This window comes from Rhizobium sp. WSM1274, from assembly GCF_025200775.1.
In the GTDB taxonomy this organism is placed as follows: domain Bacteria; phylum Pseudomonadota; class Alphaproteobacteria; order Rhizobiales; family Rhizobiaceae; genus Rhizobium; species Rhizobium leguminosarum_I.
In genome coordinates, this window is sequence record NZ_CP104138.1 from 3,097,534 (window position 1) to 3,124,409 (window position 26,876).

Consider the following 26,876-nt stretch of genomic DNA (forward strand, 5'->3'; position numbering starts at 1 on the left):
CGAATCTCTCTGGACACAATTCGGCCATAGATTCCCCGGCAATCCGGCGCGTTCTATGCTTGATCGCAAATTATGTCCAGCCTTGGCAAGGGGATGAGGGCACAATGTCGCGGGAAATTTCGGAGGAATTTTTTAAGGCAAACACGCCCTTGCCATTATGTTGCATTGCAACAAAAACGGCCTCGTGATAGGCGCAGTCGCAGCCACGCCAGCGAGCCGGACCGGAGCGGATGAGAGACACGATTTTTTGCGTATTCAGCGTCCTCACGACCCTCGTTCTCGCCATCGTCTCTCTGCGATACGTTGCCGATTTCTATCTGCTGTCGTTCTTTTACAGCTTCCAGGTCCATCTGGCGGTGGCCGGCGTGGTGGCCTCCGTCGCAGCCCTTCTCGTCAAGCGGCATTGGTATGCGCTGCTGACCTTCGCGGTATCGGTGGTCCTTGCCGTCCACGGCGTCGTGATGATGCGCGAGTTCATCGAACCATCAGTCGAGGAGAGCCGCCCGGCCCTGTTCAGGCTGATGTCCTTCAATATCGAGAACGATAATTTCGCAAACGGCCCTGACATCGCCGACATGGTCATCGCCTCGGGCGCCGATGTCGTCAACATCCTGGAGGCCGAACCGCTGCTGTCTGAACTGCCGCGGTTGTTGAAGGCCTATCCCTATTACATCGGATGCGGCGTCGGCATGGAGCAATGCGATACGCTGGTCTTGTCGAAACGTCCGCTGATCGAACCCCACATCCGCAATCTCGGCCTGCTCTGGCGCAATCGGCTGACGATCTCGACGATCGATTTCGACGGCCAGAAGGTCAATTTCCTCACCGCGCACCTGACAAAACCTTATTACGATGAGTTCCACGGCCTCGAAATCTGGGATCTCGCGGAGATCATCCCTTCCCTTTCGGGACCGCTCGTCCTTTCCGGTGATTTCAATACGTCGATTCTGGCGCCAGACGTGCAGTATCTCATGCGCACCCAAAGCTTGGGCACGGTATCGCTGGAGCCCGCGACATGGCCGATCCGGGCCGGCGCCTTCGGTATTCCGATCGATCACGTCTTTACCCGGGCGCCGCTGCGGCTGAAATCGGTGCGCCGCATCGAGAACGGCTTCGGATCAAATCATTTTGGCCTCATGGCGGAATTTGTCGTCGATCCTTGAGCCCGTGTCCTCATCCGTAGCGAGGAAGCCGCCGGACTGGCGCGCCCAAAGTTCGGCATAGAGCCCGCCGTGACGAAGCAGTTCGTCATGACTGCCTTCCTCGATGATCCGGCCGAGATCGACGACGATCAGCCGGTCGAGCGCGGCGATCGTCGACAGCCGATGGGCGATCGCAAGCACCGTCTTGCCTTCCATGATTCGATGGAGATTCGACTGGATCGCTTCCTCCACTTCCGAATCGAGCGCCGACGTCGCTTCGTCGAGAACGAGGATTGGGGCGTCCTTCAGCATGACGCGGGCAATGGCGATGCGCTGCCGCTGCCCGCCTGACAGTTTGACGCCGCGTTCGCCGACATGCGCATCGAAACCTCTACGGCCCTGCTGATCCTGCAGGCGGGCGATGAAGTCGATGGCTTCGGCGCGCCTCGCCGCCTCCACCAGCCCGTCCTCGCCGGCATCCGGCCGTCCGAACAGGATATTGTCGCGCACCGAACGATGCAGCAACGAGGTGTCCTGGCTGACGACGCCGATCTGCATCCTGAGCGATTCCTGCGTCACGGCTGCAATATCCTGGCCGTCGATCAGAATGCGGCCGTCCTGAATATCGTAGAGGCGCAGCAGCAGGTTCATCAGCGTTGATTTCCCCGCGCCCGAACGACCGACGATCCCGACCTTCTCGCCGGGCCGAATGGTCAGGGAGAAATTCTCGACGACCGGCTGATGACCCTTGCCGTAGCGGAAGGAAACATTGTCGAAGCGGATACCCGGCTGCCGGACCACCAGGTTTTTCGCATCAAGCCGATCGACGAGCCCTAGAGGTTGGGAGATCAGTTCGGCGGCGTTCTGGATGGTGCCTAGATTGCGCATGATGCCGTTGAACTGCGTCATCAGCCGTCCGAGCAGGAAATTCAACCTCAGCACCAGTGCCAGAGAGAATGCCACCGCGCCCGAACTGACCAGGCCGCGCAGCCAGAGATCGACGCTCAGCCCGGCCATCGTCACGATCATCAGGCCGGAGAGCAGCGCCATGGAGGCCCTGACGCCGGTGATGAACCGCGTGAAGCGCAGCACCGTATCCTGAAAGATATCGAAGCCCTGCCGCATATAGCGGTCGCTCTCCTCATCGCGCGCAAACAGCTTTAGCGTCTGCATGTTGCTGTAGGAGTCGACCATCCTGCCGTTCAGCATCGATCCGGCTTCCGCCGTTTCGCGGGAATGATGGCGGATGCGCGGAACGAAGTGGCGCGCAAGCAGGCTGAAGGCGCCAAGCCAGAACAGCACGACGGCGGCAAGGGAAAAGTCCAGCCGGGCGACGAGCACGAGCGTCGTTACGGCATAAATGCCGACGAACCAGACGCTTTCCATCAGCGAGGTGACGAGATCGCCGGTCGCTTGCCCCGCCGACCAGACCTTGGTGACGATGCGCCCGGAGAAATCGCTCTGGAAGAACGACAATGACTGCCTGGAGACGTAGAGATAGGATTGCCAGCGAGCGAGATTGTAGAAGCCCGGTGTGATCACCTGCTGGTCGACGAGTGCGATCAGGAAGGCGACGACGAAGCGTACGAGCCCGATAAGGGCGAGCATGCCGAACAATTCGCCGCTATGGGCGGCGAGAAGACCGTTCCAGCCGGCACCCGGCGTGATGCTCCCGAGGATATCGACCAAGCGTCCGACGAACCAGAATAGTGCAGCCTCGATTGCCGCCGATGTCCCACCGAGAACGAGCATGGCGATAAACGGCATCCTCGCCTGGCTGATATAGAACCAGATGAATCCGAGCGTCGAGCGCGGCGGTTGGAGATTGGCGCGTGGGCGGAACGGGTCGATCCAGGTTTCGAACCGGCGGAGGATGGGCTTCAGCAACATAGAAGCGATATAGGCGGATTAGCCGACCCGGCAAAGGGAATGAAAAGCGGACAGAATGTTATATTTTGGTAATTATCGATAACATCGGCGGCATCGGCATTGACTGCCCCTCAACCGGTCACAATCTGACGTTACAATCGCGCTTCACCGGAGACAACGTCCATGGAAACGAAAATGCTCGATGCGCATATTCCGCTTCCGCTTGCAGAAAGGCTGGATGCCCTGGCCATCGACCTGGCGCTGCCGCGCGATGAAATCGTCACCGAGGCCATCACCGCCTGGATCGACCAGGAGGAGCGCCGCCGCATCACAGCGTTGCGCACGATCGCCGCCGCCAACAACATCGTCCTCATCGAACATCACCGCGCGATTGATTGGGCCGACAGCCTTTGAACGTCTAAGAAGCAAACGCGGTCAGGTCTTCAGCAACCGTCCAGCAAGCTCATAGCCACCCTAAGAATTCAAGAGGCCCTCCCCACTTCCGTGGAGAGGGCCTCATTGCATCTTATTGCGCCGCTACTTCCGCTTCCTCGGCATGATCGGAGAGGAAGCCGCCGGACTGGCGGTTCCAGAGGTCGGCATAGATGCCGCCTCCCGCGATCAGTTCGCTGTGCGAACCGGCCTCGATGATCCGGCCCTTGTCGAGCACGATCAGCCGGTCCATCTCCGTCAGCGTCGAAAGCCGATGGGCGATCGCGATCACCGTCTTGCCCTCCATCAGGGCGAAGAGGTTTTCCTGGATCGCCGCCTCAACTTCCGAATCAAGCGCCGAGGTCGCCTCGTCGAGCACCAGGATCGGCGCGTCCTTGAGGAAGACGCGGGCGATCGCGATGCGCTGCCGCTGGCCGCCGGAGAGCTTGACGCCGCGTTCGCCGACCTGCGCGTCCAGCCCTTCGCGGCCCTGCAAGTCGACGAGACCTTCGATGAACTCCCAGGCATTCGCGCGTTTGGCGGCCTCGATCACCTCGGCGTCCGTTGCATCGGGGCGACCGTAGGCGATGTTGTCGCGGATCGAGCGATGCAGCAGCGAGGTGTCCTGCGTCACCACGCCGATCAGCGAGCGCAGGCTTTCCTGCGAAACGCCGGCGATGTCCTGCCCGTCGATGGTGATGCGGCCGGCCTCCAAATCATAGAAGCGCAGCAGCAGGTTCATCAGTGTCGTCTTGCCGGCGCCGGAGCGGCCGACCAGCCCGACCTTCTCGCCCGCCTTGATGTCGAGCGAAAGATTGTCGATGACGCCCTTGCTCTTGCCGTAGTGAAAGCGGATCCGGTCGTAGTGGATCGCACCCTTCTTCGCCGTCAGGGTGGGTGCGCCCGGCTTGTCGACGATGTCGTGCTGTTTGCTCATCATCTCCATGCCGTCATAGACCGTGCCGATATTCTCAAACAGTGCCGAGACTTCCCACATGATCCATTGCGACATGCCGTTGACACGCATGGCAAGACCGATGGCGATGGCGATGGCGCCGACCGAGATCGCTCCATTCAGCCAGAACCAGATCGATAGGCCCGAGATGACGAAGAGCGCGATGCAGTTGTTCATGTAGACGCTGATATGGAAGAGCGTCACCTTGCGCATCTGCTTGTGCACGGTCTGCAGGAACTCGTCCATGCCCTGCTTGGCGTAAACCTCCTCGCGCCCCGCATGCGAAAACAGCTTGACGGTCGCGATATTGGTATAGCTGTCGACCACGCGTCCCGTCATCATCGAGCGCGCATCCGCCTGCGCCGCCGCGATCTTGCGAAGCCGCGGCACGAAATAGGCGACGATGCTAATATAGACCGCCAGCCAGACGAGGATCGGGATCATCAGCCGCCAGTCGGCCGCTGCGATGACGACGATCATCGTCAGGAAGTAGGTGACGACATAGACGAAGACGTCGAGGATCTTCATCACCGTTTCGCGCACCGCAAGCGACGTCTGCATCACCTTGGTCGCGACGCGTCCGGCAAACTCATTGGCAAAGAACGACATGCTGTGGCGCAGCAGGAAGCGGTGCATCTGCCAGCGTGCGATCATCGGATAATTGCCGAGCATCATCTGATGCATGATGAGAGAATCGAGCCCGGCAGTCAGCGGCAGGCCGACCAGCACCAGCGCCGCCATCCAGAAAAGCTTGTGACCTTCTCTCTCCAGGAAGGTGGCGCGGTCAGCATTGGTCAGCCAGTCGACGATGTCACCGAGGAACTGGAAGAGCGCCACTTCGCCGATCGCGATCAGTGCGGTCAGCACGGCCATCAGGCCGAGCCAGGGCGCGGCCGGCTTGCTGTAGTGCCAGCAGAAGGCAAAAAGGCCTTTCGGCGGGACGACGGGGTCCTCGCTTGGAAAGGGATTGAGTCGCTGTTCGAACCAGCCAAACATGAAATTGCTCCGAAACGTCAGCGTTCCGGCTCCCGGCTTCGCGCCATCCCAGCGCTACGCAAGCACACATGGGAACCGAACGTTCAAGGGGCGAGGCTGAGACAGCCGCACAATGGATCAGAAAGGAAATTCAGGGAAGCAAGCCGCACTATCGGCGGAAAATCGCACCGCTTGGCATCACGGCCGGGAGGCGCACATACAGCAAAATATTCATTCTGGCGCTCCTTGCTGGCGATTGAAGATATGCACCGATAACGCGAAAACGACGAATTTTCCAGCCCTATTCTGCCAGAGAAATCATCTTTTCGGGCCCAAACGCGTCATGTTGCTTCGAAATCACAGTTGCATTAGGCCTTTGGCGGTGAAAGCGGAAAGATGGCGCATCATGACTTCACTCAGACTGGCACTCTATCAGCCGGATATTCCGGGCAATACCGGCACGATCCTGCGCCTTGCCGCCTGCCTTGGTTTCGCGGTCGATCTGATCGAGCCCGCCGGCTTCGACATTTCCGACCGCAACCTGAAACGGGCCGGCATGGATTATATCGCCGCTGCCGCCCTCACCCGCCATGTCAGCTGGGACCGCTTCGAGGCGTGGCGTCTGATCACCGGCCGCCGCCTGATCCTCGCCTCGATCAAGGCGGCGGATCGCTATACCGATCTTGCCTACCGCACGGACGATATCCTGCTTTTCGGTCGCGAAAGCGCCGGCGTGCCGGATCAGGTGCATGAGAGGGCCGATGCGCGCGTCCTGATCCCGATGGTCGAAGGCCAGCGCTCGATCAACGTCGCAGTCTCGGCCGCGATGATCGTCGGCGAGGCGATGCGCCAGACTGTCTGGGCTTGAACCACATCAGACTGGCGGAGAATAATCCGGCGCAATCGTAAATCAGCTCCGCATTGTCGGAAATTGACATTGCCAAGCCGTCAAACCGGTTTATATTTATTAGCCGAACAATAAAAACTGCTCCCCGACCTCTAAGATTCCAACGGCTTGGAAAGTTTTATTTAGAAAAACCACGCTCTTAGGACGTGAAAGAAGAATAAAACAACAAAATGGACTCTACAATTATCATGATCAACCTGTTCGGCGCCGTGGCTCTGCTGCTGTTCGGCCTCGCGCAGGTAAAGGATGGCGTATCCAGAGCCTTCGGCGCCCGCCTGAGAACAGGTCTGGCGACCGGCACGCGCGGCAGCCTTCGTTCTTTCCTGTCAGGCCTCGTCGCAACCATCGCGCTGCAGAGCTCGACGGCAACGGCACTGATGACGGCCTCCTTCGTCGAGCGTGACCTGATCAAGCCGCGCATGGCGCAGATCGTCCTGCTCGGCGCTAATGTCGGTACCGCGATCACCGCCTGGATCGTGGCAACGGGCATCGAATGGCTCTCTCCTCTCCTGATTCTTGCCGGCATCGTGCTTTGCCGCGGCCGTTCAAGCGCCAGCCAGGGTGGTGGCACAGCGCTGATCGGCATCGGCCTGATGCTGCTGTCGCTGCACCTGCTTGGCCTTGCGACGGAACCGATGCGCGCCTCTCCCGCCCTTGCCGCTTTCATCGGCCTGCTGGACGGCGCCCTGCCCGTGGCGATGATCGTCTCGGCAGCACTTGCCTTCGCATCTTCGTCGAGCCTTGCGGTGGTGGTGCTCATCCTGTCACTCGCCTCGGCCGGCGTGGTTTCCGCAGAACTCGTCATCGTGCTCGTGCTCGGCGCCAATCTCGGCGGCGCAATACCGCCTGTCGTCGCGACATTGTCCGGCCCGGTTTCGGCGCGGCGCGTCACCCTCGGCAATCTCGCCGTCCGCACGCTCGGCTGCCTTATCGCCCTGCCGCTGGCAGGATATGGCGCGGAACTCATTCAAATGCTGCCCTTCGGCCCTGCCAAGCTGCCGGTCGATGCCCATCTTGCCTTCAACCTTCTGCTGGCGGCGCTGGCCTGGCCATTCTCCCGGCCGCTCGCTGCCCTGATGGCCCGGCTGGTGCCGGATCAAGCCGAGCCCGACAGCGCTCCGAAATATCTGGATGCGCAGGAGCTTTCGACGCCGGTCGTGGCGCTGGCCAGCGCTACCCGCGAAGTGCTCGGCGTCGGCGACCTGATCGAGCGCATGCTGATCCGGGTGTCCGAAGCCTTCGAACACGGTGATCCCTCCAAACTTGCCGAGATTCCCGCCCTCGAAGAGCGCGTCGACCGGCTGCAGCAGGCGGTGAAGGTCTATCTCTCGAAGCTCGGCCGCGAGGGTCTCAGCGACGAGAACGCCCGCCGCTCGATCGTCGTCATCGATTATGCGATCAACCTCGAACATATGGGCGATATCATCGAGAAGGGCCTAGCGGAGCAGGTGGCGAAGAAGATCTCCCTTGGCCTGAAATTTTCCGAGGACGGTTATCAGGAACTGCGCAAGCTGTTCGACCTGACGATCGACAATCTGCGGGTCGCCCAGACGATCTTCGTCACCCGCGATTTCAATCTCGCGCGTCAGATGATGGAGGTAAAAGTAGAGGTGCGCCGCATGGAAAAGCAGTCTGCCGAGCGCCATCTCGAACGTCTGCGTGACGGCCGCACCGACAGCCTGCAGACGAGTTCGCTCCATCTCGACATGTTGCGCGACCTGAAGCGCATCAACGCCCACATCGTCTCGGTGGCGCATCCGATCATGGATGAAAGCGGCCTGCTGATCGAAAGCCGCGTGCGGGCGACCGCAAAGTGACGGTCAGTCGGCCGAAGGCAGGCGGCGCATGGTGAATTCGATCTGGTCGCCGTCGAGCTGACGCCAACTCTCCACCTCGGTCCAATAGGCGGCTTTCGGATATTCGTCGAACCATTCGCGCGCCTTGGCGCGTGCGTCCATGAGGCCGAGGCAATATGTCTCACGCACGAAATGGTCTTTCTTGCGCGGAGGATTTTCCGCCCGATGTCTCGCTATCCTGCGCTTCAGGCCGTCGAAGGACGGAGGCCCTGGAACTTTTTTCATCAAACTTACCTCCTTGGAAAAGGTAATATCGAAATTCTTGATTTGCGAGTCGAATCTTGGAAGCGCACGGACGGTGATTGGCCACGCTTGGCGAGATGCAGCACCAACTGCTAATTATGGCGTGCAATCAACAATGAGCGAGTCGCCTCCGAAGGAGATGTCGATCGCCGGAGGCGCAAATGGAACGACCTGAACTGCCGATCGGCTTGCCCGGCGACATCGAAGACAAGAAGGCCGCTGCCCGCAATTGGTTCGAGGGATTGCGCGATACGATCTGCGCCTCCTTCGAGGCCATCGAGGATGAGCTGGAAGGGCCGCTTTCCGACCAGCAGCCTGGCCGCTTCGTCGCCAAGGACTGGTCACGCGAAAACGGCGCCGGCGGCGGTGGCCGAATGTCGATGATGGAAGGCCGCGTCTTCGAGAAGGTCGGCGTCCACACCTCCACAGTCCACGGCGAGTTCTCTCCGGATTTCCGTGGCCAGATACCTGGCGCCAAGGACGATCCGCGTTTCTGGGCCTCGGGCATTTCCCTGATCGCTCATCCCGTCAACCCAAACGTTCCGGCGGTGCATATGAACACCCGCATGGTGGTCACATCAAGCCACTGGTTCGGCGGCGGAGCCGACCTGACGCCGGTGCTGTCGCGCCGCCGCACGCAGGAGGATGAGGATAGCCAGCTTTTCCACAAGGCCATGGAGATCGCCTGCCGCAATCATGCCGTCGCCGATTACGATGCCTACAAGGCCTGGTGCGACGAATATTTCTTCCTGAAACACCGCAACGAGGCCCGCGGCATCGGCGGCATCTTCTACGACTGGCTGCATTCGAGCGAGGAAGCCGGCGGCTGGGATGCCGATTTCGCCTTCACGCGCGATGTCGGCCGGGCCTTCTCCATGGTCTATCCAAAGATCGTCCGCTCCAATTTCAATAAATTGTGGACGGAGGCCGACCGCGACGAACAATTGATCCGCCGGGGCCGCTACGTCGAATTCAATCTGCTGTATGATCGCGGCACGATCTTCGGCCTGAAGACCGGCGGCAACGTTGAATCCATTCTCTCATCGTTGCCCCCCGTCGTCCGCTGGCCATGAAACTGTGAGATCTCGTCGATAAATTCGAGTTGATAGACCTTCACGAAAATTCAGTGCGTCCTAACTTTATGTGTATGTGCGTAACAATCGAGGAGGATTGTCATGACGATACAAGGTGGCTCGCCTGCGTCCACGGATGTCCAGGAAACATCCCGCGCGATCGACACGCCTGAGTTTTTAACGCGCATCGCGGAGAAACTGCGGGCCAAGAGCGGCTCGGATCTGCCGCTGTCCTGCTTCGTCGAGCAGGTCAAGCTGCAACTGGCCAGCGGAAAGTCGCCGGAACAGCTGCAGAATGAAGCAGCGGCCGCCAACAGCAACATGCCCCGCCATCTCTTGGATACCTACAAAGCCTGGGCGATGCCCGACTGACTTTGCCTTTGCTGGCCGGCATGTCGATGCCGGCCGGAACCTTCCCTCCCCCCGCACATTCATAAACCGCGTACGATCGCGACCGTCATTGTGTTTCGAACAGAGGAGAAGATCATGCGACTTTTCGAATGCGGCACTCTCGTTCCGGGCTGCGCCTGGCATACAAGGGCGGATAGCGACGCCGAGGTGGTCCGCCGTGCCGTCGAGCACCTGAAAAATGCTCACGGCGAAACCACGATCCGCGAAAACATGGTGGATAATATCAAGGCTCGCATCCGCGACGAGGTGAACGCAGCCTGATTATTGCACGCGCTCCTGCAGCCGGGCGAGCAGCGCCGCCCGGTCGGAAACGAAATTTTCCTCCACCCACTGGTTTTCCAGAGCGGCAAGCAGCTCGCCGACACGCGGACCGGACGCGATTCCCGCCGAAATCACATCGCCGCCGTTCAGCGGAAACTGCGGTTTCTTCCAGTGCATTGCCTTGTCCAGCAGCTTGATGAGCCGCGCCGACCGCGCCATCTCGTCGAAATCACCTTCGGCCTTGCCGCGCGCAACCGCAAGCGCCAGCTTCAGCCGCGTCGTGATGCCGTCGGCGCCGTTGCGGTAAAGCAGCCGTTCGAAGGCGGCCGGCGACATATCGTCGTTAACAGGCGCTGCCGTTGCCCAGGCCTTGAGGGTGGCCGTCTCCGCATTCGAGAGCTTGAGCCGGGCTGCAAGCAGCTCCATGCGCGCAGCATCCGGCGGCACGATCGCCGCAAGGCGCAGCAGTGGATCGGGCGTCCAGCCGAGCGCCTTTTCGGTGGTAATCAGCGAAGGGATTGCATCGATCCCCCATCGTTCCGACTCCGGCAGGATTTCCGTCAGCACCGCCACCTGCCGCATCCAAAGCAGCGCCCGGCCGGGATCGCCGGCGCCAAGCAGCTTTCTGAGTTCAGACCAGACGCGCTCTGCCGAAAGCGTCTTCAGTTTCGAACGTGCGAGGGAACATGCCTTCAGCCCTTCGGCATCCGGCCGTCCGGAACCGTAATAGGCAAAGAAGCGGAAGAAACGCAGGATGCGCAGATGGTCCTCGGCAATTCGCCTTGCAGGATCGCCGATGAAGCGGATGTTTCGCGTCTCAATGTCGGCAAGTCCGCCAACGAGATCCACCACCTCGCCCTCGGCATCGGCATAAAGCGCGTTGATCGTCAGATCCCGCCGTTCGGCATCTGCCTTCCAGTCAGTGCTGAAGGCAACCTTGGCATGCCGCCCGTCGGTCTCGACATCGGTGCGAAGCGTCGTCACCTCGAAAGGTTTGCCGTCGATGACGAGCGTCACCGTGCCGTGCTCCAGGCCGGTTGGGACTGCCTTGATGCCAGCCGCCGCCGCCCGCTCCATCACCGCCTCCGGTCTGAGTGTCGTAGCGATGTCGACATCATTGACCGGCAGGCCCATCAGGCTGTTGCGCACCGCACCGCCAACCACCCGCCCTTCCCCGCCATCGGCGTTGAGAAGCGCTAGGATCCGACCGAGGGCCGGATCGCGGAACCATGCTTGGTCGGCAAGGCCGGTCATGCATAAAGCCTTTCGTAAAGCGTACGGACGATGCCGGCGGTGATGCCCCAGATCATTCTGGTTTCATAAGGCATGCGGTAGAAATGCCGGTCGATGCCGTCGATGACACGTCTGTCGCGGGTGTGATTGGCAGGATCCATCAGGAAGGAAAGCGGCACCTCGAACACGTCGTCCACCTCGGTCGGGTTCAGCGTCAGCGCAAAGCCCGGCGTGACGACGCCGAGCACCGGCGTGATGCGGAAGCCCGTCGAGGCAAGGTAATTCGGCAGTCGTCCGACGGTTTCGACGAAAGAACCGGCCAGGCCGATCTCCTCCTCCGTCTCACGGATCGCTGCCATTTCGGGCGAGATATCGGCGGGGTCGATCGAGCCGCCGGGAAAGGCGATCTGCCCGGAATGCTTGCGCAGCGTCGTCGTGCGCTTGGTGAAGATCACATACGCCTCCTCGCCGTCATCGACGACGGGCACGAGCACGGCGGCGTCGCGCAGCTTGAAGGTCTCGACCTCGGCCACGATATCGGGATTGAGGATGTGGTCCCCGTGATCGCGCCAGGCATGGTCGACCGGCCCGCCATTCTGGTTGAGCGCGCGGCGGCGGAATTCGGCTGCGGAAAACAGCGGGTAGCGGTGGGTGATCGCATCATTCATCGGCAAAGAGCATCCAGTTCGTCGGCCGGCATAATCGGGAAGACTTCGCCGGCGGAGCGTATCGCAAACATCGTCTGCCCCTCCACCTTGAAAGTCTCGCCGAGCGCGACCAGTTCATACATCACTGCACGCGATACCAGCGCCTCCAGCCGCCCGCGCACATGCAGATAGGGTTTTAATTCGGCATTCTCGCCCGCAATGGCAAAGCGCAGCCGATGCTCTCCTCCCGCCTCCACGACATCGCCGACATTGGTACGAAAAGTCAGCACCTGTTGGCCTTGCCCCTCCGTCACGCTCATCTCCACGGCGATGAAAGGCGCGTCGACGACCCTTATACCGACCTTTTCCACAGGAGTTACGAGATAGGTCTTCTGGTCGTCGTCTTTCCTCAAAACCGTCGAGAACAGCCGCACCAGCGCCGGTCGGCCGATCGGCGTGCCCATGTAGAACCAGGTGCCGTCCGCCCGGATTTCCATGTCGATATCGCCGCAGAAAGGCGGATTCCACCGTTCGACTGGCGGTAATCCTCGTTTTTTGCCGGCATTTTCCTCAGAGGCACGCAAAATCAGCGCGGCAAGTCCCGCCGCATCCGCCTGTCCGCTGATTTCCTCGGCTGCCATTCTTCCGTCCCGGTTTGTCCTTAACGAAGTAAAGTCATGAGATAGTCATTCGTAACGAACTTGTCAGCCCGTCACATCTCCATAACTCTATCGGGTATGAGGCACATGTATAAGTCCGCCGATTCGCTGCCGAATGATTTCAGCCGTTGGAGATGCCCGTGGGTATGATGAAGACCGAAGCCAGCCTCGATGAAAAGGCGATCGTCGCCGCCGCCGAAAAAGCGCTCTCCGATATCGCCGCCATCCGCGGGGAAGTCTCGAAGGTGATCTTCGGTCAGGAAAGCGTCGTCGAGAACACCATTCTCGCCGTGCTGTCCGGCGGTCATGCCCTGCTCGTCGGCGTTCCCGGCCTTGCCAAGACCAGACTGGTGACGACGCTCGGCGAGGTGCTCGGCCTTGCCGCCAACCGCATCCAGTTCACGCCCGATCTGATGCCCTCGGATATTCTCGGCTCCGAGGTGATGGACCAGGACGACAGTGGACGCCGCTCCTTCCGTTTCGTCAAGGGTCCGGTCTTCGCCCAGCTCCTGATGGCCGACGAGATCAACCGCGCCTCACCGCGTACCCAGTCGGCCCTTCTGCAATCCATGCAGGAATATCACATCACGATCGCCGGCCAGCGCTATGACCTGCCCGCGCCCTTCCATGTGCTTGCCACCCAGAACCCGCTCGAGCAGGAAGGCACCTATCCTCTGCCCGAAGCCCAGCTCGACCGCTTCCTGCTGCAAGTCGATGTCAACTACCCCGAACTTGCGGCCGAGCGCCAGATCCTGCTCGAGACGACGGGCTTGGGCGAAACCCGGCCGGAAGCCATCATCGATGCGCAGCGGCTGATCGAAATCCAGACCCTGGTGCGGCAGATGCCGGTGAGCGGCACGGTTGTCGATGCCATCCTGGCGCTGGTACGCTCCGCCCGCCCAGGACAAGGCAATGCCTCGACCGACAAGAACGTCGCCTGGGGTCCAGGCCCGCGCGCCGGCCAGGCGATGATGCTCTGCGCGCGTGCCCGCGCGCTCTACGAAGGCCGTCTCGCACCGTCTCTGGACGATATCTTCGCGCTCGCCGAACCCATTCTCCAGCATCGCATGGCGCTGACTTTCGCCGCCCGCGCCGAAGGCATGTCGGTGCGCGATGTCATCGCCGGACTGGTCAAGCAGGCAAAGGGATAAGGAAGCCGGACGCGTGGCATCTATCGGACAGATCGTCAATCCGACACCCGGCAGCGATGCCCTTTCCCGCGCCAGGCAGCGGGCCGCGTTGGTGCCGGACTGCCTGGTGGAAGCCAAGCGCATCGCCAACACTGTGATCGCCGGCTGGCATGGTCGCCGCAAGCGCGGCATCGGCGAGAATTTCTGGCAGTTTCGCCCTTATGCTGAAGGCGAGAGCCTGTCCCGCATCGACTGGCGCCGTTCCGCCCGCGACGACCATACCTACGTGCGCGAGCGCGAGTGGGAGGCCGCGCACACGATCTGGCTCTGGTGCGACATGTCGCCCTCGATGATGTACAAGTCGAGCTATGGCAGCGTCTCTAAGGAAAGCCGTGCGCTGGTCATCATGCTGGCGCTTGCCGAAATCCTCGCCCGCTCCGGCGAACGCATCGGCTGCCCCGGCATCATGGAACCCGCTTCCGCCCGCAACGCCGCAGAACGCCTCGCAGCCGCGCTCATGCACACACCGCTGACCGGCGGCCTGCCGGAAACGGCGATGATCCGCGGCTGGAGCGACCTCGTCCTCATCGGCGATTTCCTCGACGATGCGCCGGCAATCATGGAACGGCTCGGCCCGCTTGCCCGCCGCGGCCTGCGCGGCCACGTGGTCGAGATATCAGATCCCGCCGAAGAGATATTCCCCTATAGCGGCCGCACCGAATTCACAGATCCGGAGAGCGGCGCCAAGCTTATCTCCGGCCGCGCCGAACATATCCGCGAGGCCTATCGCACCGCCTATCTCGCCCGCAGGGACAGCCTCGGCCAGTCGCTGCGCCATCTCGGCTGGACCTTCGCGAGCCACCGCACCGATCACCTTGCGTCGGAGGCGCTGGTCGCGGTGCACGTGTATCTGTCCGGCATGCCGGCCAAGGCTACGCATGGAGGGCAGCTATGAACGCCCTTCCCTTCGCTTTCGCCTATCCCGCCATTCTAGGCGCGCTCCTTGCCTTGCCCGTCATCTGGTGGCTGCTGCGGCTGACGCCGCCACGTCCGAAGACCGAAGTCTTCCCGCCGCTGAAGATCCTCGCCTCCGTGCTGAAGCGCGAGGAGACGCCGGCGCAAAGCCCGTGGTGGCTGACGCTGCTGCGCATGCTGCTCGCCGCCGCCATCATCCTTGCGATCGCCGATCCGGTTTTCAATCCGCGCACCAGTTCGCTCGCATCAGGTGGCCCGCTCGTCCTCTTCGTCGACAACAGCTGGGCGGCGGCACCGGACTGGGAGCGCCGCATCCAGACCGCCGACGCATTGATAGACGATGCCGAATCCGCCGGCACGCCTGTGTCGATCGCCTTCACCGCCGATCCGACCAACGACGCCGTGCCCGGCACCGCCGCTGCCGCCCGCGACAAGCTGCGCGCCGCCGAGCCACGACCGCTTGTGCCGGACCGCGAACGCGCCTTCCAGGCGCTGCGCGCCGCGATGAATGGCATCAAGCCTGGTACCCTCGCCTTCCTGACCGACGGCGCCGCCGCCAAGCCAGACGACCCGACGGTGCGCAGGCTCGCCGAACTCCAGCCCGCCGATCTGCGCCTGATCGAAGGCGATGCCGCGCGGACAGTGGCGATCACCGCCGCCAACAATGCGGCAGACGCCATGACCGTAAAGGTCACTCGGCTCAATACCTCGCATGCCGCATCCGTGGCGTTGAACGCCGTCGATACCCAGGGCCGCTCGATCGCCAACGGTAGGGTGGACTTCCGCCCCGGCCAGAGCGTCGCGACGAGTTCGATCACCGCACCCTTCGAGATGCGCAACGATTTCGCACGCGTCAGCGTCGACAACGGTGCCACCGCAGGCGCCGTCCACCTTCTCGACGATGCATTCAAGCGCCGTCGCGTCGTCTTGCTGTCGGGCGAAGGAGGGGATGAGTTCCAGCCGCTGCTCTCGCCGCTCTATTATATCCAGCGAGCGCTGCAGCCCTACGCGGATCTGATCCAACCCGCCGATTCCGATCTTTCGGTCGCAATACCAAAACTTCTCGCCAGCAATCCCTCCATCATCATCATGGCCGATATCGGCCGGCTGCCGGAGGAGACCTACGAGCCTCTGACGCGCTGGATATCGAATGGCGGCATGCTCCTGCGTTTTGCCGGCCCGCGCATGGCGGCAGCCCCTGCGGACGATCCGCTGATCCCCGTCATCCTGCGCCAGGGAGAACGGGCGCTGGGCGGCACTTTGTCCTGGAGCGAGCCGCAGTCACTTGCCGAATTTCCAAGTTTCGGACCTTTCGCCCGAATAGCGCGTCCTGCCGATGTCGTCGTCAAGCGGCAGGTGCTTGCCGAACCGACACCCGATCTTGCCGAACGCACCTGGGCGAACCTGGCTGACGGCACGCCGCTCGTGACGATGAAGCAGCTCGCATCCGGCCAGATCGTCCTGTTTCACGTCACCGCGGAAGCAACCTGGTCCAATCTGCCGATCTCAGGCACTTTCGTCGACATGCTGCGTCACCTCCTGCAGATATCGCGCTCGGGCGGCGTGACTTCGGAAGCGCGCGGCAATGCGCGTGTCTCCGAAACCCTGCCGCCATTCCGTATGCTGACGGCCAAGGGCACGCTCGTCTCCGAGACGGGTTCGGCGCGGCCGCTCATCCCGCAAGCCGGAGCCGAACCGACGGCGAATTTCGACAACCCGCCCGGGCTCTACGGTTCGGAGGACGGTTTCACCTCCCTGAACGTGCTGCCCGAGAACGCCGAACTGACGCCGCTCGACACAACAGGGACCAATGCCGTGCGCGAAGGCCTGATCGGCGGCGAAAGCTGGTCGGCAAAACCCGCACTCTTTCTCGCAGCCTTTCTGCTGCTCTTGGCCGATAGCCTGATCGTTCTGTTCATGAATGGCGCATTCTCGCGATTGCGCCCGGCTGTCCGCACCACAGCGATGATCGCGGTCGCCGTCGGCGCCGGCTTTCTCATCCAACCCGGCACGCTTCACGCCGACGACTCCCGGCCCGGCGACGACCTCATCTTGCAGAGGCTTGATAATACACACCTCGCCTATGTCGTTACCGGCGAACAGGAGGTAGACAATATATCCGAGCGCGGTCTCGAGGGACTGACCCAGTTCCTGACTTTTCGCACGACGCTGGAGCCGGCACCGCCCGTGGGCATCGACCTCACCAAAGACGAGCTCTCCTTCTATCCGATCATCTATTGGCCGGTTTCGGCGACTGCGCCGATGCCGTCGACGGCAGCGATCAGCCGTATCGACGCCTATATGCGCAATGGCGGCACTGTGCTTTTCGATACGCGCGATCAGATCAGCGCATTGGACAATGGCGGCAATGTCAGCGCCAACGGAGAGAGGCTGCAGACAATCCTCGCCAATCTCGATATTCCGGCGCTCGAACCGGTACCATCAGACCATGTGCTGACGAAGTCCTTCTATCTCCTGTCGAGCTTTCCCGGTCGTTATACCGGCAGCCCGCTTTGGATCGAGTCCCGGCAGGGCGGTCAGGGGCCGAGCGAAAAATCGGCGGCGACAGCCGACGGCGTTTCGCCGATCCTGATCACCGGCAATGATTTCGCCGGCGCTTGGGCGATCGACGACAATGGCGTACCGATGCTGCCAACCGTGCCGTCGGATGAAACGCAGCGCGAATATGCCTACCGTTCCGGTGTCAACATCATGATGTATATGCTGACCGGCAACTACAAGACCGACCAGGTCCATGTTCCCGACCTCCTCGAACGGTTAGGACAATGAGATGACGTTCGACTTTTCGCCCTTCCTGCCTTGGCCTGTTTTGGCCGCATTGGCTGCCGTCAGCACGATCGTCGCCGTCTTCGCGATCTGGCGCGGCATCCGCGGCGCCTGGATCAGAACGCTGGCAGCACTCGCCATGTTGACCGCGCTTGCCAATCCTGTGCTCCTGCAGGAAGACAGGGATCAGTTGTCGACGATCGTCCCCGTTCTTGTCGATCGAAGCCAGAGCCAGCAGACGCCCGATCGCGTCAAGATGACCGACGATGCGCTTGCTGCCCTCAAAGGACAGCTCGCCCGCTTCCCCCAGATAGAGCCCCGCTTCGTCGATGTCGAAGGCGACGTCAATTCCGACGTGCCGTCCACGCGCCTGTTCGACCCGCTGTCGGCCAACATTGCCGATGTCCCGCCCGCCCGTATCGGCGGCGCCATCATGCTGACCGACGGTGAAGTCCATGATGTTCCGGCCGCCAATCAGGCGCTCGGTTTCGACGCGCCGATCCATGGTCTCGTAACCGGCAAGGCCAACGAATTCGATCGCCGCATCGAAGTCATCAAGGGGCCGCGCTTCGGCATCGTCAACGAAGAGCAGCAGGTAATCTTGCGCGTCTTCGACGACGGTCCGAGCCCCGGCGGCACGGCCGATGTCACGGTGAAGCTGAATGGTGACGAGATCGCCACCCTGCAGGCGACACCCGGGCAGGATACGCCCTTCTCCTTCAAGGTGCCGGGTGGCGGCAGCAATGTGCTCGAATTCTCGGTCGCAGCCCTTCCCGGCGAAGTCACCACCGCCAACAACCGTGCCGTCCACGTCATCGACGGCATCCGCCAGAATCTCCGCGTCCTGCTCGTTTCCGGCGAGCCGCATGCCGGCGAGCGCGCCTGGCGCAACCTGCTGAAATCCGATGCGTCGGTCGATCTCGTCCACTTCACCATCCTGCGTCCGCCGGAAAAACAGGACGGAACGCCGATCAACGAGCTGTCGCTGATCGCCTTCCCGACGCGTGAGCTCTTCGTCGACAAGATCAAGGATTTCGACCTGATCATCTTTGATCGCTACCAACACCGCGGCGTGCTGCCGCTGCTCTATTACGATTACATCACGCAATATGTCGACAACGGCGGCGCGCTGCTGATCGCCGCCGGTCCCGAGCACGCTGGCCCCGATTCCATTGCACTGACGCCACTTTCCTCGGTCCTGCCGGCAACGCCGACTGGAGAGATGATCGAAAAGGCCTTCTATCCCCGCCTCTCCGAGGAAGGCCGCAAACATCCCGTCACGCGCGGCCTTGACGGGTCGGGCGAGGACCCGCCGCATTGGGGCCGCTGGTTCCGCAGCGTCGATGTCGACCGGCCGCAGGGCGAGACGATCATGCTCGGCGCCGACAATCACCCGCTGCTGGTTCTGAACCGGGCTGGTCAGGGCCGCGTCGCCATGCTGCTTTCCGATCAGGGCTGGCTCTGGGCGCGCGGCTTCGAAGGCGGCGGTCCGAACGTTTCGCTCTATCGCCGTATCGCCCATTGGCTGATGAAGGAGCCGGCGCTCGAGGAAGAAGCGCTGACGGCGCGCGCCTCCGGCCGGACCCTTGAGATCACGCGCCAGACGATCGGCGACAATCCCGGCAACGCCACCGTGCGTTATCCTTCCGGCAAGACCGAAACTCTGCCGCTTACCCAGTCCGAGCCGGGCCTCTACAAGGCCGAGAAGAGGATGGACGAAATCGGTCTCTTCGAAATTCGCAACGGCAATCTGTCGACGCTTGTCCATATCGGCGCCGTCGATGCACCGGAATTCAAGGCGATGATCTCGACGACCGATTTGCTGAAACCGGTCGCCGACAGAAGCAAGGGTCTCGTCGCCCGCGTCTCCAATGCAAATGGCGCGATCTCGGTGCCGCCGATCCTGCCGGTGCGCGGCCAGGTGCGCGTCTCCGACAACGATCGCATGATGATCCGCATGACCAGCGAGACCGTCTTGAAGGGCATCAACACGCTGCCGCTCTTTGCCGGTTTCGCCGGCGTCGGCATCCTGCTGCTCGCCTTCGGCGCCATGTGGTGGCGCGAAGGGCGGTAATCTCATGCCGGAATTCGAGCTCACCGCCGCGCCCTCGACAGAAGAGCTCGCGGCAATCACCGACGCGCTCTCGGCGTTCAACAACAGCGATGTCGGCCCCTCGGATCGCCGGCCGCTTGCGGTCCTCATCCGCGATACCGACGGCAAGGTGACGGGCGGTCTTTCCGGTTTTACCGCCTGGGGCTGGCTTTTCACCCAGATGCTCTACATTCCCGACACACTGCGCGGCACCGGTATATCAGGCAATATCCTCGCAAAGGCGGAAGAAGAGGCGAGAGCCCGGGGGTGCCGCGGCGCTTGGATCGACACGTTCAACCCGCGGGCTCTGCGCGCCTACCTCAGCCAGGGTTATGAGGTCTTCGGGGAGCTTGAGGATTTCCCGGAAGGCCGCACGCGCAGCTTCCTCCGGAAAAGTCTCTAGAGCGTATCCGGATTTAGTTGAATCGGAAGGGATTCCGTTTTTGTGTGTTTTGTGATTCAAGATGCTGGCTGGAGTGGAGGCCAGCATCGAATGACGCGACCTCTTTCCAATGATCTTCGTGAGCGTGTTGTTGCTGCAATCGAAGCCGGTGAGAGCTGCCGGTCGGTTGCGGCGCGGTTCGGTATTGCCGTGTCTTCAGCGGTAAAGTGGTCGCAGCGTTATCGTTCGAGCGGATCTGTCGCGCCTGGGAAGATGGGCGGCCACCGCAAGCGGGTTCTGGAGCCGCATCGGGCGTTTATCGTGGAGCGGATCAACCAGACGCCGCATGTGTCACTGCACAGGTTGAAGGAAGAGCTGGCCGCGCGAGGGGTGAAGGTATCCCACGATACGGTATGGCAGTTCCTGCGACGTGAGGGATTGCGGTTCAAAAAAACACTGTTCGCCCTTGAGCAGGCGCGCGCTGACGTCGCGCGACGGCGACAGCGCTGGCGATCCTGGCAGGCTGGCCTCGATCCAAGACGGCTGGTCTTCATCGATGAAACCTGGATCAAGACCAACATGGCGCCGCTTCGAGGGTGGGGGCCGAAGGGCAAACGCCTGCGCAGCTTCGCGCCGCACGGACATTGGCGCACCCTGACTTTCCTCGGCGCGTTGCGCTGCGATCGGCTTACCGCACCCTGTGTCTTCGATGGACCGATCAACGGTGAGTGCTTTCGCGCCTATGTCGAGCAGCAACTCGTACCGGTGCTCAAACCCGGCGACATCGTCGTGATGGATAATCTCGGCTCCCACAAGTCGGTCGCCATCCGTCAGATGATCCGCAACGCTGGTGCTCGGCTCTGGTACTTGCCGCCATACTCCCCCGACCTCAATCCGATCGAACAGGCTTTCGCCAAAATCAAGCACTGGATGCGCCTGGCTCAGAAGCGAACCATCGATGACACCTGGCGCCACATCGGACACCTCGTCACAACCATCGAGCCCAGCGAATGCAGCAACTACTTCGACAATGCCGGATACGCTTCCGTCAAAACCTGAAACGCTCTAGAGCACTTTCCGTTTTTCGTCGAACCACGAAAGTGCTCTATCTCTTTGTTTTCACGCAATTCTGGACGCTGTGCACTTTTGCTGGAATTGCTCTGGCGCATCGGCCCGAAAGCCGGAATCGATTTTCGGAAAGCACGATGCGTAGAGTCAAAGTGTTAGAGCGTCCTTTGTGCGTCCGAAAAGGACGCGTAGCGCTCTAAATCATTCACGCCAAGCGATCGTGCCCTTCAGCCGCGCCTGCACGCCGTCGGCAATCGGAACGACAAGCACACGACCGGGATCGACCGGGCCTGGAAAAGAAAGCGCATTGTAGGCGACCTTCTCGAAACCGAGCGGGCCGTAATAGGGCGGGTCGCCGACGAGGATGACGGCTTCCGAGCCCTTGCGCCTTGCCGCCTCCACCGCGATCCGCACCAGTTCCCGGCCGATGCCCTTGTTCTTGTGGGAGGGGCGGACGGCGAGCGGGCCAAGCAGATGGCCCTTCACCGTGCCGGCCAGTACCGGCGTCATACGCACGGAGGCGATCGTCTCACCGTTATCGGTGCAGATGAAGGAGAGCGACAGATCATGCGGCCCCTGCTCACGGATGCGCGCGGCAGCGCGCGTGAAGCGGCCCGGACCGAAGGCTTCTTCGTTGATGTGTTCGATGGCGGCGTCATGAGACGCGTCTTCAGTGAGGTAGACGAGATCGTGCTTGTACATGATGACAGAAACCGGATGGACAGATTGATGGGTCTCGAACACGCCTAGGGCGTTCGGGAGCATCAGCGTCGTCGCGGGTTTCTGGAAATGAACATCAGGCAGGGGTCCGAAAATCGTGAAAACGCCGATAGCAGGAAAAATTTCCGCCGTCCAACGCAAAATGCGCGACGTGACGCACTGTTCAATCTTTGTCGCCTGTAAAGCCCTGGCATCTGCGATATCTTCCGTTCCAACACGCAATGAAGGGAATGAAGACCATGGGAATGCTGGTGGATGGCGTCTGGCATGACGTCTGGTACGACACGAAGGAGAGCAAGGGCCATTTCAAGCGGCAGCCCTCGCAGTTCCGCAACTGGGTGACATCGGACGGTGAGGCCGGCCCTTCGGGCAGTGGTGGCTTCAAGGCCGAGGCCGGGCGTTACCATCTCTATGTCTCGCTCGCCTGCCCCTGGGCGCACCGCACGCTGATCTTCCGCAAGCTGAAGAAGCTCGAAGAGCTGATCTCGGTCTCCGTCGTCGATCCGCTGATGCTCGAGAACGGCTGGGAGTTCAAGGTCGGCGGCGGTGCCACCGGCGACCACCTCTTCGACGCCACCACGCTCTGGCAGATCTATGTCAGGGCCGATCCGCGCTATTCCGGCCGCGTCACCGTTCCCGTGCTCTGGGACAAGAAGACCGGCACGATCGTCAACAACGAATCCGCCGAGATCATCCGCATGTTCAATGGCGCCTTCGACGGGCTGACCGGCTCGACAGCCGATTTTTATCCCGAGGACCTTCGCTCCGACATCGATGCGCTGAACGCTATCGTCTACGACACCGTCAACAACGGCGTCTACAAGGCGGGCTTTGCCACCACCCAGCAAGCCTATGAAGAAAACGTCGGCAAGCTGTTCGAAACGCTCGACATGCTCGACGAGCGCCTTGGCAAGGGCCGCTACCTCTTCGGCAACCGCCAGACCGAGGCTGACTGGCGCCTGTTCACCACGTTGGTGCGCTTCGACGCTGTCTATGTCGGCCATTTCAAGTGCAACATCCGCCGCATCGCCGACTACCGCAACCTGCCGGGCTATCTGCGAGACCTGTATCAAACCGCAGGCGTTGCCGAGACGGTGAACCTCAACCACATCAAGCAGCACTATTATCGCAGCCACAAAACGATCAATCCGACCGGCATCGTTCCCGTCGGCCCGGCGCTCGATCTCGACAGTCCGCACGGCCGCACTACAACGCCGCGCGCCTTTTTAGACGTGCAAAGGACGCTGTAGCACTTTGAATTGCTGCAAATTTTATCCCTAAATCGATTCCGATTTAAGAAATTATGCAGTCGCTTGCCGCCGCCTGAGGTTCACCAGCGGTGGTCGGACTCCCGCTCGCCGCGAAGCTCCGCGAGACGGCGATACGTCGCCTTGGTCGTGCCCTCGGGCAAGCTGTCGAGGGAAAAGAAGCCGCTGTCGGATATCTCCCAGTCCGGCGGCCGCGGAGCCGTCTGCTCGACGGTCGCCCGGTAGAAGACGACATGGTCGCGCCTTGTGGTCGTGGTATTGAAATAGACCTGGATCAGCTGCGGCTTGCCGATGATCCTGAGGTTGCCCTCCTCGCGCAATTCCTTGGCAAGCGCTTCCTCGACCGTCTCGTTGCGCTCCAGCCCGCCGCCTGGCATATGCCAGCCGCCGACATAGCTGTGGCGCACGAGAAAGATGCGCCCGTCCGCATCGAAACAAGCGGCCCGCACGCCCACGGTCATGCTGCGGACGAAACTGAAATAGACATGCAGCAGGCGCAATGCCAGCCTCATGTGAAGGGGCCGGTTCTCTTTATCCACTATCACTCCGTTTCAGCTCTTCATCGCGCCCGATGTGTTTGATTTGTCAATAAGCTGGTCTATGTCTCGTAACATGTTCAAGCTCGCGCATATCTCCGACGTCCACCTCGGGCCGCTGCCCAGTCTTTCCGTTCAAGAGCTGTTTTCAAAACGCATAACAGGCTTTGTGAACTGGCATCGAAATCGACGCAAGCACCTTTTCGGCAGCACGTTGGATCTGCTGCTCGACGACATTCGCGCCCACCAGGCCGATCACCTGGCCGTCACCGGCGACCTCGTCAATCTGGCGAGCGGCATTGAGATTCGCGCCGCGGCTGCATGGCTGCGCGCGTTCGGCGATCCCGCGAACACGTCAGTCGTTCCCGGCAATCATGACGCCTATGTACCAGGCGCCTATGAGAAGTCGATGCGCGCCTGGTATGATTATGTCCGCGGCGATCTGGCTCCGCCGCAGTGGCAGGACGACCGCCATATCTTCCCCTATCTGCGTGTTCGCGGCAAAGTCGCGATTGTCGGCTGCTCGACGGCGGTCGCCACTCCTCCCTTCGCCGCCTCCGGCTTTTTCGGCGCGCGACAGGCCCGCGATACTGTCAACATGTTGCGCGCGGCTGGGGAAGCCGGGCTCTTCCGCGTTGTCATGATCCATCATCCGCCAATCCGCGGCGCCACGGCCTTCTACAAACGGATGATCGGCATCCGCCGCTTCGCCGCCGTGATTTCGACGGGCGGCGCCGAACTCGTGCTACACGGTCATACGCACCTGAACACGCTGCATTGGCTGCGCGGCCAGGTGCAGCCGGTGCCGGTCGTCGGCATTGCCTCAGCCTCGCAGGGACCGGGTAGCGTCAAGCCGCCCGCCGCCTACAACCTCTTCTCCATCGACGGCTCTCCCGGCGCCTGGGAGCTCAGCGGCGAGCGCTTCAGCCTCAACAGGGCCGGCGACGCGGTGATGCCGGAAAGTGCCGATATTTTCGCGCCTTAGCGTCACTTCTGAACGCTTTTTATGCAGCACTTGAATCGATCTGCGAGGACATCGGGCCACCGTCGCAACATTTGCCATGGAGGTTGCTTACCCTCTTGGTATTTTTAGTGGTAAGCGTACAATCCGAGCAACTGCATTGCCTGAGAATGGAGCGCGCCGATGACTTCTTCTTTCCGTTACCTGTCCAGACTTTCGCTCGCCGCCGGCTTTGCCTTCGGCATCGCCACGGCCGCTTTTGCGGCCGGCGACAGCAACGATGACACCAATCCGCCGCCGAAGACCCAGACGACCAAGACCTGCACCGGCGGCAAGGTCTGGGACAAGGCCAAGAAAGAATGTGTCAACCCGAAGAAGAGCAGCTTCAATGACGACGATCTCTATCAGTTCGCCCGCGAGTTTGCATATGCCGGGCAGTATGACAACGCAATCACGGTGCTCAATCTCGCTCGCAACCAGAACGACCCGCGCGTCCTGAACTATCTCGGTTACGCCAATCGCAAGGCCGGCCGCATGGAGCTCGGCATGTCCTACTACCGCAAGGCGCTGCAGGCGGATGAGAATTATATCCTCGCCCGCTCCTATATGGGCATGGCGCTGGTGGAACAGGGAGACATCCAGGGCGCCCGCGTCCAGCTTGTCGAAATCCGTGATCGCGGCGGCGAAGGCACCTGGGCCTATCGCTCCCTGCTGCAAAGCTTGAACGGCTACAAGACATATTGACGCAAGCTTTGCGGGCCACAATACGAAAATCTCTCGGGAAAGAGGGATGAAGACGACCGGATGCTTGCGAAGTGCAGGAGACTTGTTTCATAAAGCTCATGCATCGACAGCGTCGATAAAGTCGGTTTCGCGCCCGACGGCGAACCCTTCGTCCGCGAGACCATTGTGAATGCTTCTTGGATAGACAATGCGTCAGCCCGCAACGACCATCGATCTCCGGCGTGATCTCGTCGGCCTCCTACCCCGCCTTCGCCGCTTCGCGATCACGCTCGCGGGTGAGGTTGCCGTGGCCGATGAACTCGTTCAGGCCGTCTGTCAGCGCGCCATTTCCAAAGGTCATCAATGGAGCGGCGAAGGCCGGCTGGAAAGCTGGATTTACACGCTTGCCCGCCAGCAATGGACTGACGACATCCGCAAGCGCAAGCCGAAGGCTTCCGTCCGCGGCAACGTCACCGATATTCGCGAGGCCGCGCGCGAACGCTCGGCTGCGGTCGATCCCGACACCATCCATCACATGATTTCCGATATGCCGGATGGCGTTTCCAGCATGTTCCTGCTCGTCGACGTCGAAGGCCACAGCTATCAGCAGGCGGCCGACATCATGGGCATTCCGTTGACAAACGTCGTCTCTCAGCTCGCCACCGCGAGGCTGCATTTCGCCGGGCTCGCCGGCACTCACCCGATCCACAGGTACTGAATTTGCTCGATTTTAGGAAATTGCCGCTCGAAGCCCAGCTCACCGCCCTTCTCGACGGCGAAGTCTCGCCCGAACAGCGGCACGAATTGGAACAGCGTCTGGCAAGTGACGAGAATGCGCGCCGGCTGCATGAGAAGCTGCGTCACGGCGCCGATTTTGGCCGCCGCCGCCTCGACGATATCCTCAAGGAGCCGGTGCCGCTCGCCCTCGTCCGCTCCATCAAGAGCACGCAGCCGCCAAAAACGCCGATCGCCCAGCGCGCCACGCGTCCGCAGGTGAAACTGGCGCCGAGCGGCCCGCAGGCGCTGGCCGCCGCTCTCATCCTCTTCGTCGTCGGTTGCGGCATCGGCTATTTCGTCGGCGCAGCCCCCGATGCCGACGAGATCGCCACCATGGCCACCACCACCAATACGGCACCGACCAATACCAACGACTGGCTGGGCGACGTCACCGCCTATCAGCGCCTGCTGATCCGCCAGCCCCGCCATCTCGTCGAAGTGCCTGCCTCGCAGGCCGAGGAAATCTCCAGCTGGCTGACGACCGCGATCGGCGTGCCCTTCCGTGTGCCTGATCTCAGCGCCGAAGCCTGGACCTTCCAGGGCGCGCGCGTCATCCTCGGCGACAGCCGCCCTGTCGGGCAGCTCGTTTATTCCAACGCCGACGGCGACGTTATCTCCATCTGTTTCCGCAAGGACGCGCAGCCGCCCGAGACCGACGACTTCAAGGAAACGATCAAGGACGAGATCGGCCTCGTGACCTGGCACAATGCCGGCACCTCGTATGTGCTTGCCGGCCCCTCCGCCGAGGCAACCCTCGGACACCTCGCCATGGAGATCGCCACCGCGATCTGATT

General features: G+C 61.6%; 26 protein-coding genes. 18 read left to right on the top strand and 8 right to left on the bottom strand.

Annotation, left to right across the window (positions count from 1 at the left end):
* Positions 1-230 precede the first annotated feature (230 nt).
* Positions 231-1,163 (top strand): endonuclease/exonuclease/phosphatase family protein, encoded by a 933-nt coding sequence (locus N2600_RS15640; protein WP_260296740.1) that lies wholly within the window; start codon positions 231-233, stop codon positions 1,161-1,163.
* On the opposite strand, the gene N2600_RS15645 is transcribed toward N2600_RS15640, so the two are convergent.
* Complete coding sequence (locus N2600_RS15645; protein WP_260296741.1) at positions 1,119-3,032, bottom strand: ABC transporter ATP-binding protein; 1,914 nt, start codon at positions 3,030-3,032, stop codon at positions 1,119-1,121. The two genes, N2600_RS15640 and N2600_RS15645, sit on opposite strands and share 45 nt — an antisense overlap.
* A 162-nt stretch (positions 3,033-3,194) precedes the next feature.
* On the opposite strand from N2600_RS15645, the gene N2600_RS15650 reads away from it, so the two are divergent.
* Positions 3,195-3,425 carry a ribbon-helix-helix protein, CopG family gene (locus N2600_RS15650; protein WP_026154255.1) on the top strand — a complete coding sequence of 77 codons (231 nt, stop codon included), beginning with the start codon at positions 3,195-3,197 and terminating at the stop codon, positions 3,423-3,425.
* Between the two features lie 112 nt (positions 3,426-3,537).
* Here N2600_RS15650 and N2600_RS15655 read toward each other — a convergent pair whose 3' ends face one another.
* The gene (locus tag N2600_RS15655) at positions 3,538-5,394 is read right to left on the bottom strand and encodes an ABC transporter ATP-binding protein (RefSeq protein ID WP_017965342.1); all 1,857 of its coding nucleotides are present in this window, start codon (positions 5,392-5,394) and stop codon (positions 3,538-3,540) included.
* Between the two features lie 385 nt (positions 5,395-5,779).
* On the opposite strand from N2600_RS15655, the gene N2600_RS15660 reads away from it, so the two are divergent.
* Positions 5,780-6,241 carry a tRNA (cytidine(34)-2'-O)-methyltransferase gene (locus N2600_RS15660; protein ID WP_260296742.1) on the top strand — a complete coding sequence of 154 codons (462 nt, stop codon included), beginning with the start codon at positions 5,780-5,782 and terminating at the stop codon, positions 6,239-6,241.
* A 209-nt stretch (positions 6,242-6,450) separates the two neighbouring features.
* Complete coding sequence (locus N2600_RS15665; protein ID WP_222386574.1) at positions 6,451-8,097, top strand: Na/Pi cotransporter family protein; 1,647 nt, start codon at positions 6,451-6,453, stop codon at positions 8,095-8,097.
* A gap of 3 nt (positions 8,098-8,100) precedes the next feature.
* On the opposite strand, the gene N2600_RS15670 is transcribed toward N2600_RS15665, so the two are convergent.
* Positions 8,101-8,361: a hypothetical protein gene (locus tag N2600_RS15670; protein WP_017965345.1), complete on the bottom strand. Its 261-nt coding sequence runs from the start codon at positions 8,359-8,361 to the stop codon at positions 8,101-8,103.
* Between the two features lie 179 nt (positions 8,362-8,540).
* Here N2600_RS15670 and hemF point away from each other — a divergent pair, with 179 nt between their 5' ends.
* The 3 genes from hemF (at position 8,541) to N2600_RS15685 (ending at position 10,124) form a co-directional block, all read left to right on the top strand.
* Entirely contained in the window at positions 8,541-9,452 is a 912-nt protein-coding gene (hemF, locus tag N2600_RS15675) for an oxygen-dependent coproporphyrinogen oxidase (RefSeq protein WP_260109155.1), read from the top strand.
* Positions 9,453-9,554: 102 nt separating this feature from the next.
* Complete coding sequence (locus N2600_RS15680) at positions 9,555-9,824, top strand: hypothetical protein (RefSeq protein WP_017965347.1); 270 nt, start codon at positions 9,555-9,557, stop codon at positions 9,822-9,824.
* A 114-nt stretch (positions 9,825-9,938) separates the two neighbouring features.
* Positions 9,939-10,124 (top strand): DUF1059 domain-containing protein, encoded by a 186-nt coding sequence (locus N2600_RS15685; RefSeq protein WP_003565542.1) that lies wholly within the window; start codon positions 9,939-9,941, stop codon positions 10,122-10,124.
* Here the strand turns inward: N2600_RS15685 and N2600_RS15690 are convergent, their stop codons facing one another.
* Genes N2600_RS15690 through N2600_RS15700 form a run of 3 tightly spaced genes read right to left on the bottom strand, consistent with a single transcriptional unit; the run spans position 10,125 to position 12,645 of the window.
* Complete coding sequence (locus N2600_RS15690) at positions 10,125-11,378, bottom strand: CCA tRNA nucleotidyltransferase (protein WP_260296744.1); 1,254 nt, start codon at positions 11,376-11,378, stop codon at positions 10,125-10,127.
* Complete coding sequence (locus N2600_RS15695; RefSeq protein ID WP_017965349.1) at positions 11,375-12,025, bottom strand: CoA pyrophosphatase; 651 nt, start codon at positions 12,023-12,025, stop codon at positions 11,375-11,377. Before N2600_RS15695 ends, N2600_RS15690 begins: the two co-directional genes overlap by 4 nt.
* Positions 12,022-12,645 carry a DUF1285 domain-containing protein gene (locus tag N2600_RS15700; protein WP_017965350.1) on the bottom strand — a complete coding sequence of 208 codons (624 nt, stop codon included), beginning with the start codon at positions 12,643-12,645 and terminating at the stop codon, positions 12,022-12,024. The genes N2600_RS15695 and N2600_RS15700 overlap by 4 nt, the downstream gene beginning before the upstream one ends.
* A 158-nt stretch (positions 12,646-12,803) precedes the next feature.
* Here N2600_RS15700 and N2600_RS15705 point away from each other — a divergent pair, with 158 nt between their 5' ends.
* From N2600_RS15705 to N2600_RS15730, 6 genes are all read left to right on the top strand, one after another.
* The gene (locus tag N2600_RS15705) at positions 12,804-13,814 is read left to right on the top strand and encodes an AAA family ATPase (RefSeq protein ID WP_017965351.1); all 1,011 of its coding nucleotides are present in this window, start codon (positions 12,804-12,806) and stop codon (positions 13,812-13,814) included.
* Positions 13,815-13,827: 13 nt separating this feature from the next.
* Entirely contained in the window at positions 13,828-14,748 is a 921-nt protein-coding gene (locus N2600_RS15710; protein WP_162116506.1) for a DUF58 domain-containing protein, read from the top strand.
* Entirely contained in the window at positions 14,745-17,558 is a 2,814-nt protein-coding gene (locus N2600_RS15715) for a DUF4159 domain-containing protein (RefSeq protein ID WP_260109157.1), read from the top strand. The genes N2600_RS15710 and N2600_RS15715 overlap by 4 nt, the downstream gene beginning before the upstream one ends.
* Position 17,559: 1 nt before the next feature.
* Positions 17,560-19,629 (top strand): hypothetical protein, encoded by a 2,070-nt coding sequence (locus N2600_RS15720; protein ID WP_260296745.1) that lies wholly within the window; start codon positions 17,560-17,562, stop codon positions 19,627-19,629.
* Positions 19,630-19,633: 4 nt separating this feature from the next.
* A complete protein-coding gene (locus N2600_RS15725; protein ID WP_260109159.1) occupies positions 19,634-20,050 on the top strand; it encodes a GNAT family N-acetyltransferase in 417 nt (138 codons plus the stop codon).
* 90 nt (positions 20,051-20,140) lie between these two features.
* Positions 20,141-21,088 (top strand): IS630 family transposase, encoded by a 948-nt coding sequence (locus N2600_RS15730; RefSeq protein WP_162115351.1) that lies wholly within the window; start codon positions 20,141-20,143, stop codon positions 21,086-21,088.
* Positions 21,089-21,298: 210 nt separating this feature from the next.
* On the opposite strand, the gene N2600_RS15735 is transcribed toward N2600_RS15730, so the two are convergent.
* Complete coding sequence (locus N2600_RS15735) at positions 21,299-21,862, bottom strand: GNAT family N-acetyltransferase (RefSeq protein WP_162116502.1); 564 nt, start codon at positions 21,860-21,862, stop codon at positions 21,299-21,301.
* Between the two features lie 194 nt (positions 21,863-22,056).
* On the opposite strand from N2600_RS15735, the gene N2600_RS15740 reads away from it, so the two are divergent.
* On the top strand, positions 22,057-23,067 hold the full coding sequence (locus N2600_RS15740) for a glutathione S-transferase family protein (RefSeq protein ID WP_026154256.1): 1,011 nt from the start codon (positions 22,057-22,059) through the stop codon (positions 23,065-23,067).
* Positions 23,068-23,147: 80 nt separating this feature from the next.
* Here N2600_RS15740 and N2600_RS15745 read toward each other — a convergent pair whose 3' ends face one another.
* Positions 23,148-23,624, bottom strand: a complete 477-nt coding sequence (locus tag N2600_RS15745; RefSeq protein ID WP_260056503.1) for an NUDIX domain-containing protein — start codon at positions 23,622-23,624, stop codon at positions 23,148-23,150.
* A 73-nt stretch (positions 23,625-23,697) separates the two neighbouring features.
* On the opposite strand from N2600_RS15745, the gene N2600_RS15750 reads away from it, so the two are divergent.
* The 4 genes from N2600_RS15750 to N2600_RS15765 all read left to right on the top strand — a co-directional run bounded on the left by N2600_RS15750 (position 23,698) and on the right by N2600_RS15765 (position 26,874).
* Positions 23,698-24,606 (top strand): metallophosphoesterase family protein, encoded by a 909-nt coding sequence (locus tag N2600_RS15750; RefSeq protein WP_162116574.1) that lies wholly within the window; start codon positions 23,698-23,700, stop codon positions 24,604-24,606.
* 159 nt (positions 24,607-24,765) lie between these two features.
* Positions 24,766-25,326: a tetratricopeptide repeat protein gene (locus N2600_RS15755; RefSeq protein ID WP_064247836.1), complete on the top strand. Its 561-nt coding sequence runs from the start codon at positions 24,766-24,768 to the stop codon at positions 25,324-25,326.
* A gap of 187 nt (positions 25,327-25,513) precedes the next feature.
* A complete protein-coding gene (locus N2600_RS15760) occupies positions 25,514-26,023 on the top strand; it encodes an RNA polymerase sigma factor (protein WP_017965361.1) in 510 nt (169 codons plus the stop codon).
* Positions 26,024-26,025: 2 nt separating this feature from the next.
* Positions 26,026-26,874, top strand: a complete 849-nt coding sequence (locus N2600_RS15765) for an anti-sigma factor family protein (RefSeq protein ID WP_017965362.1) — start codon at positions 26,026-26,028, stop codon at positions 26,872-26,874.
* Positions 26,875-26,876 lie beyond the last annotated feature (2 nt).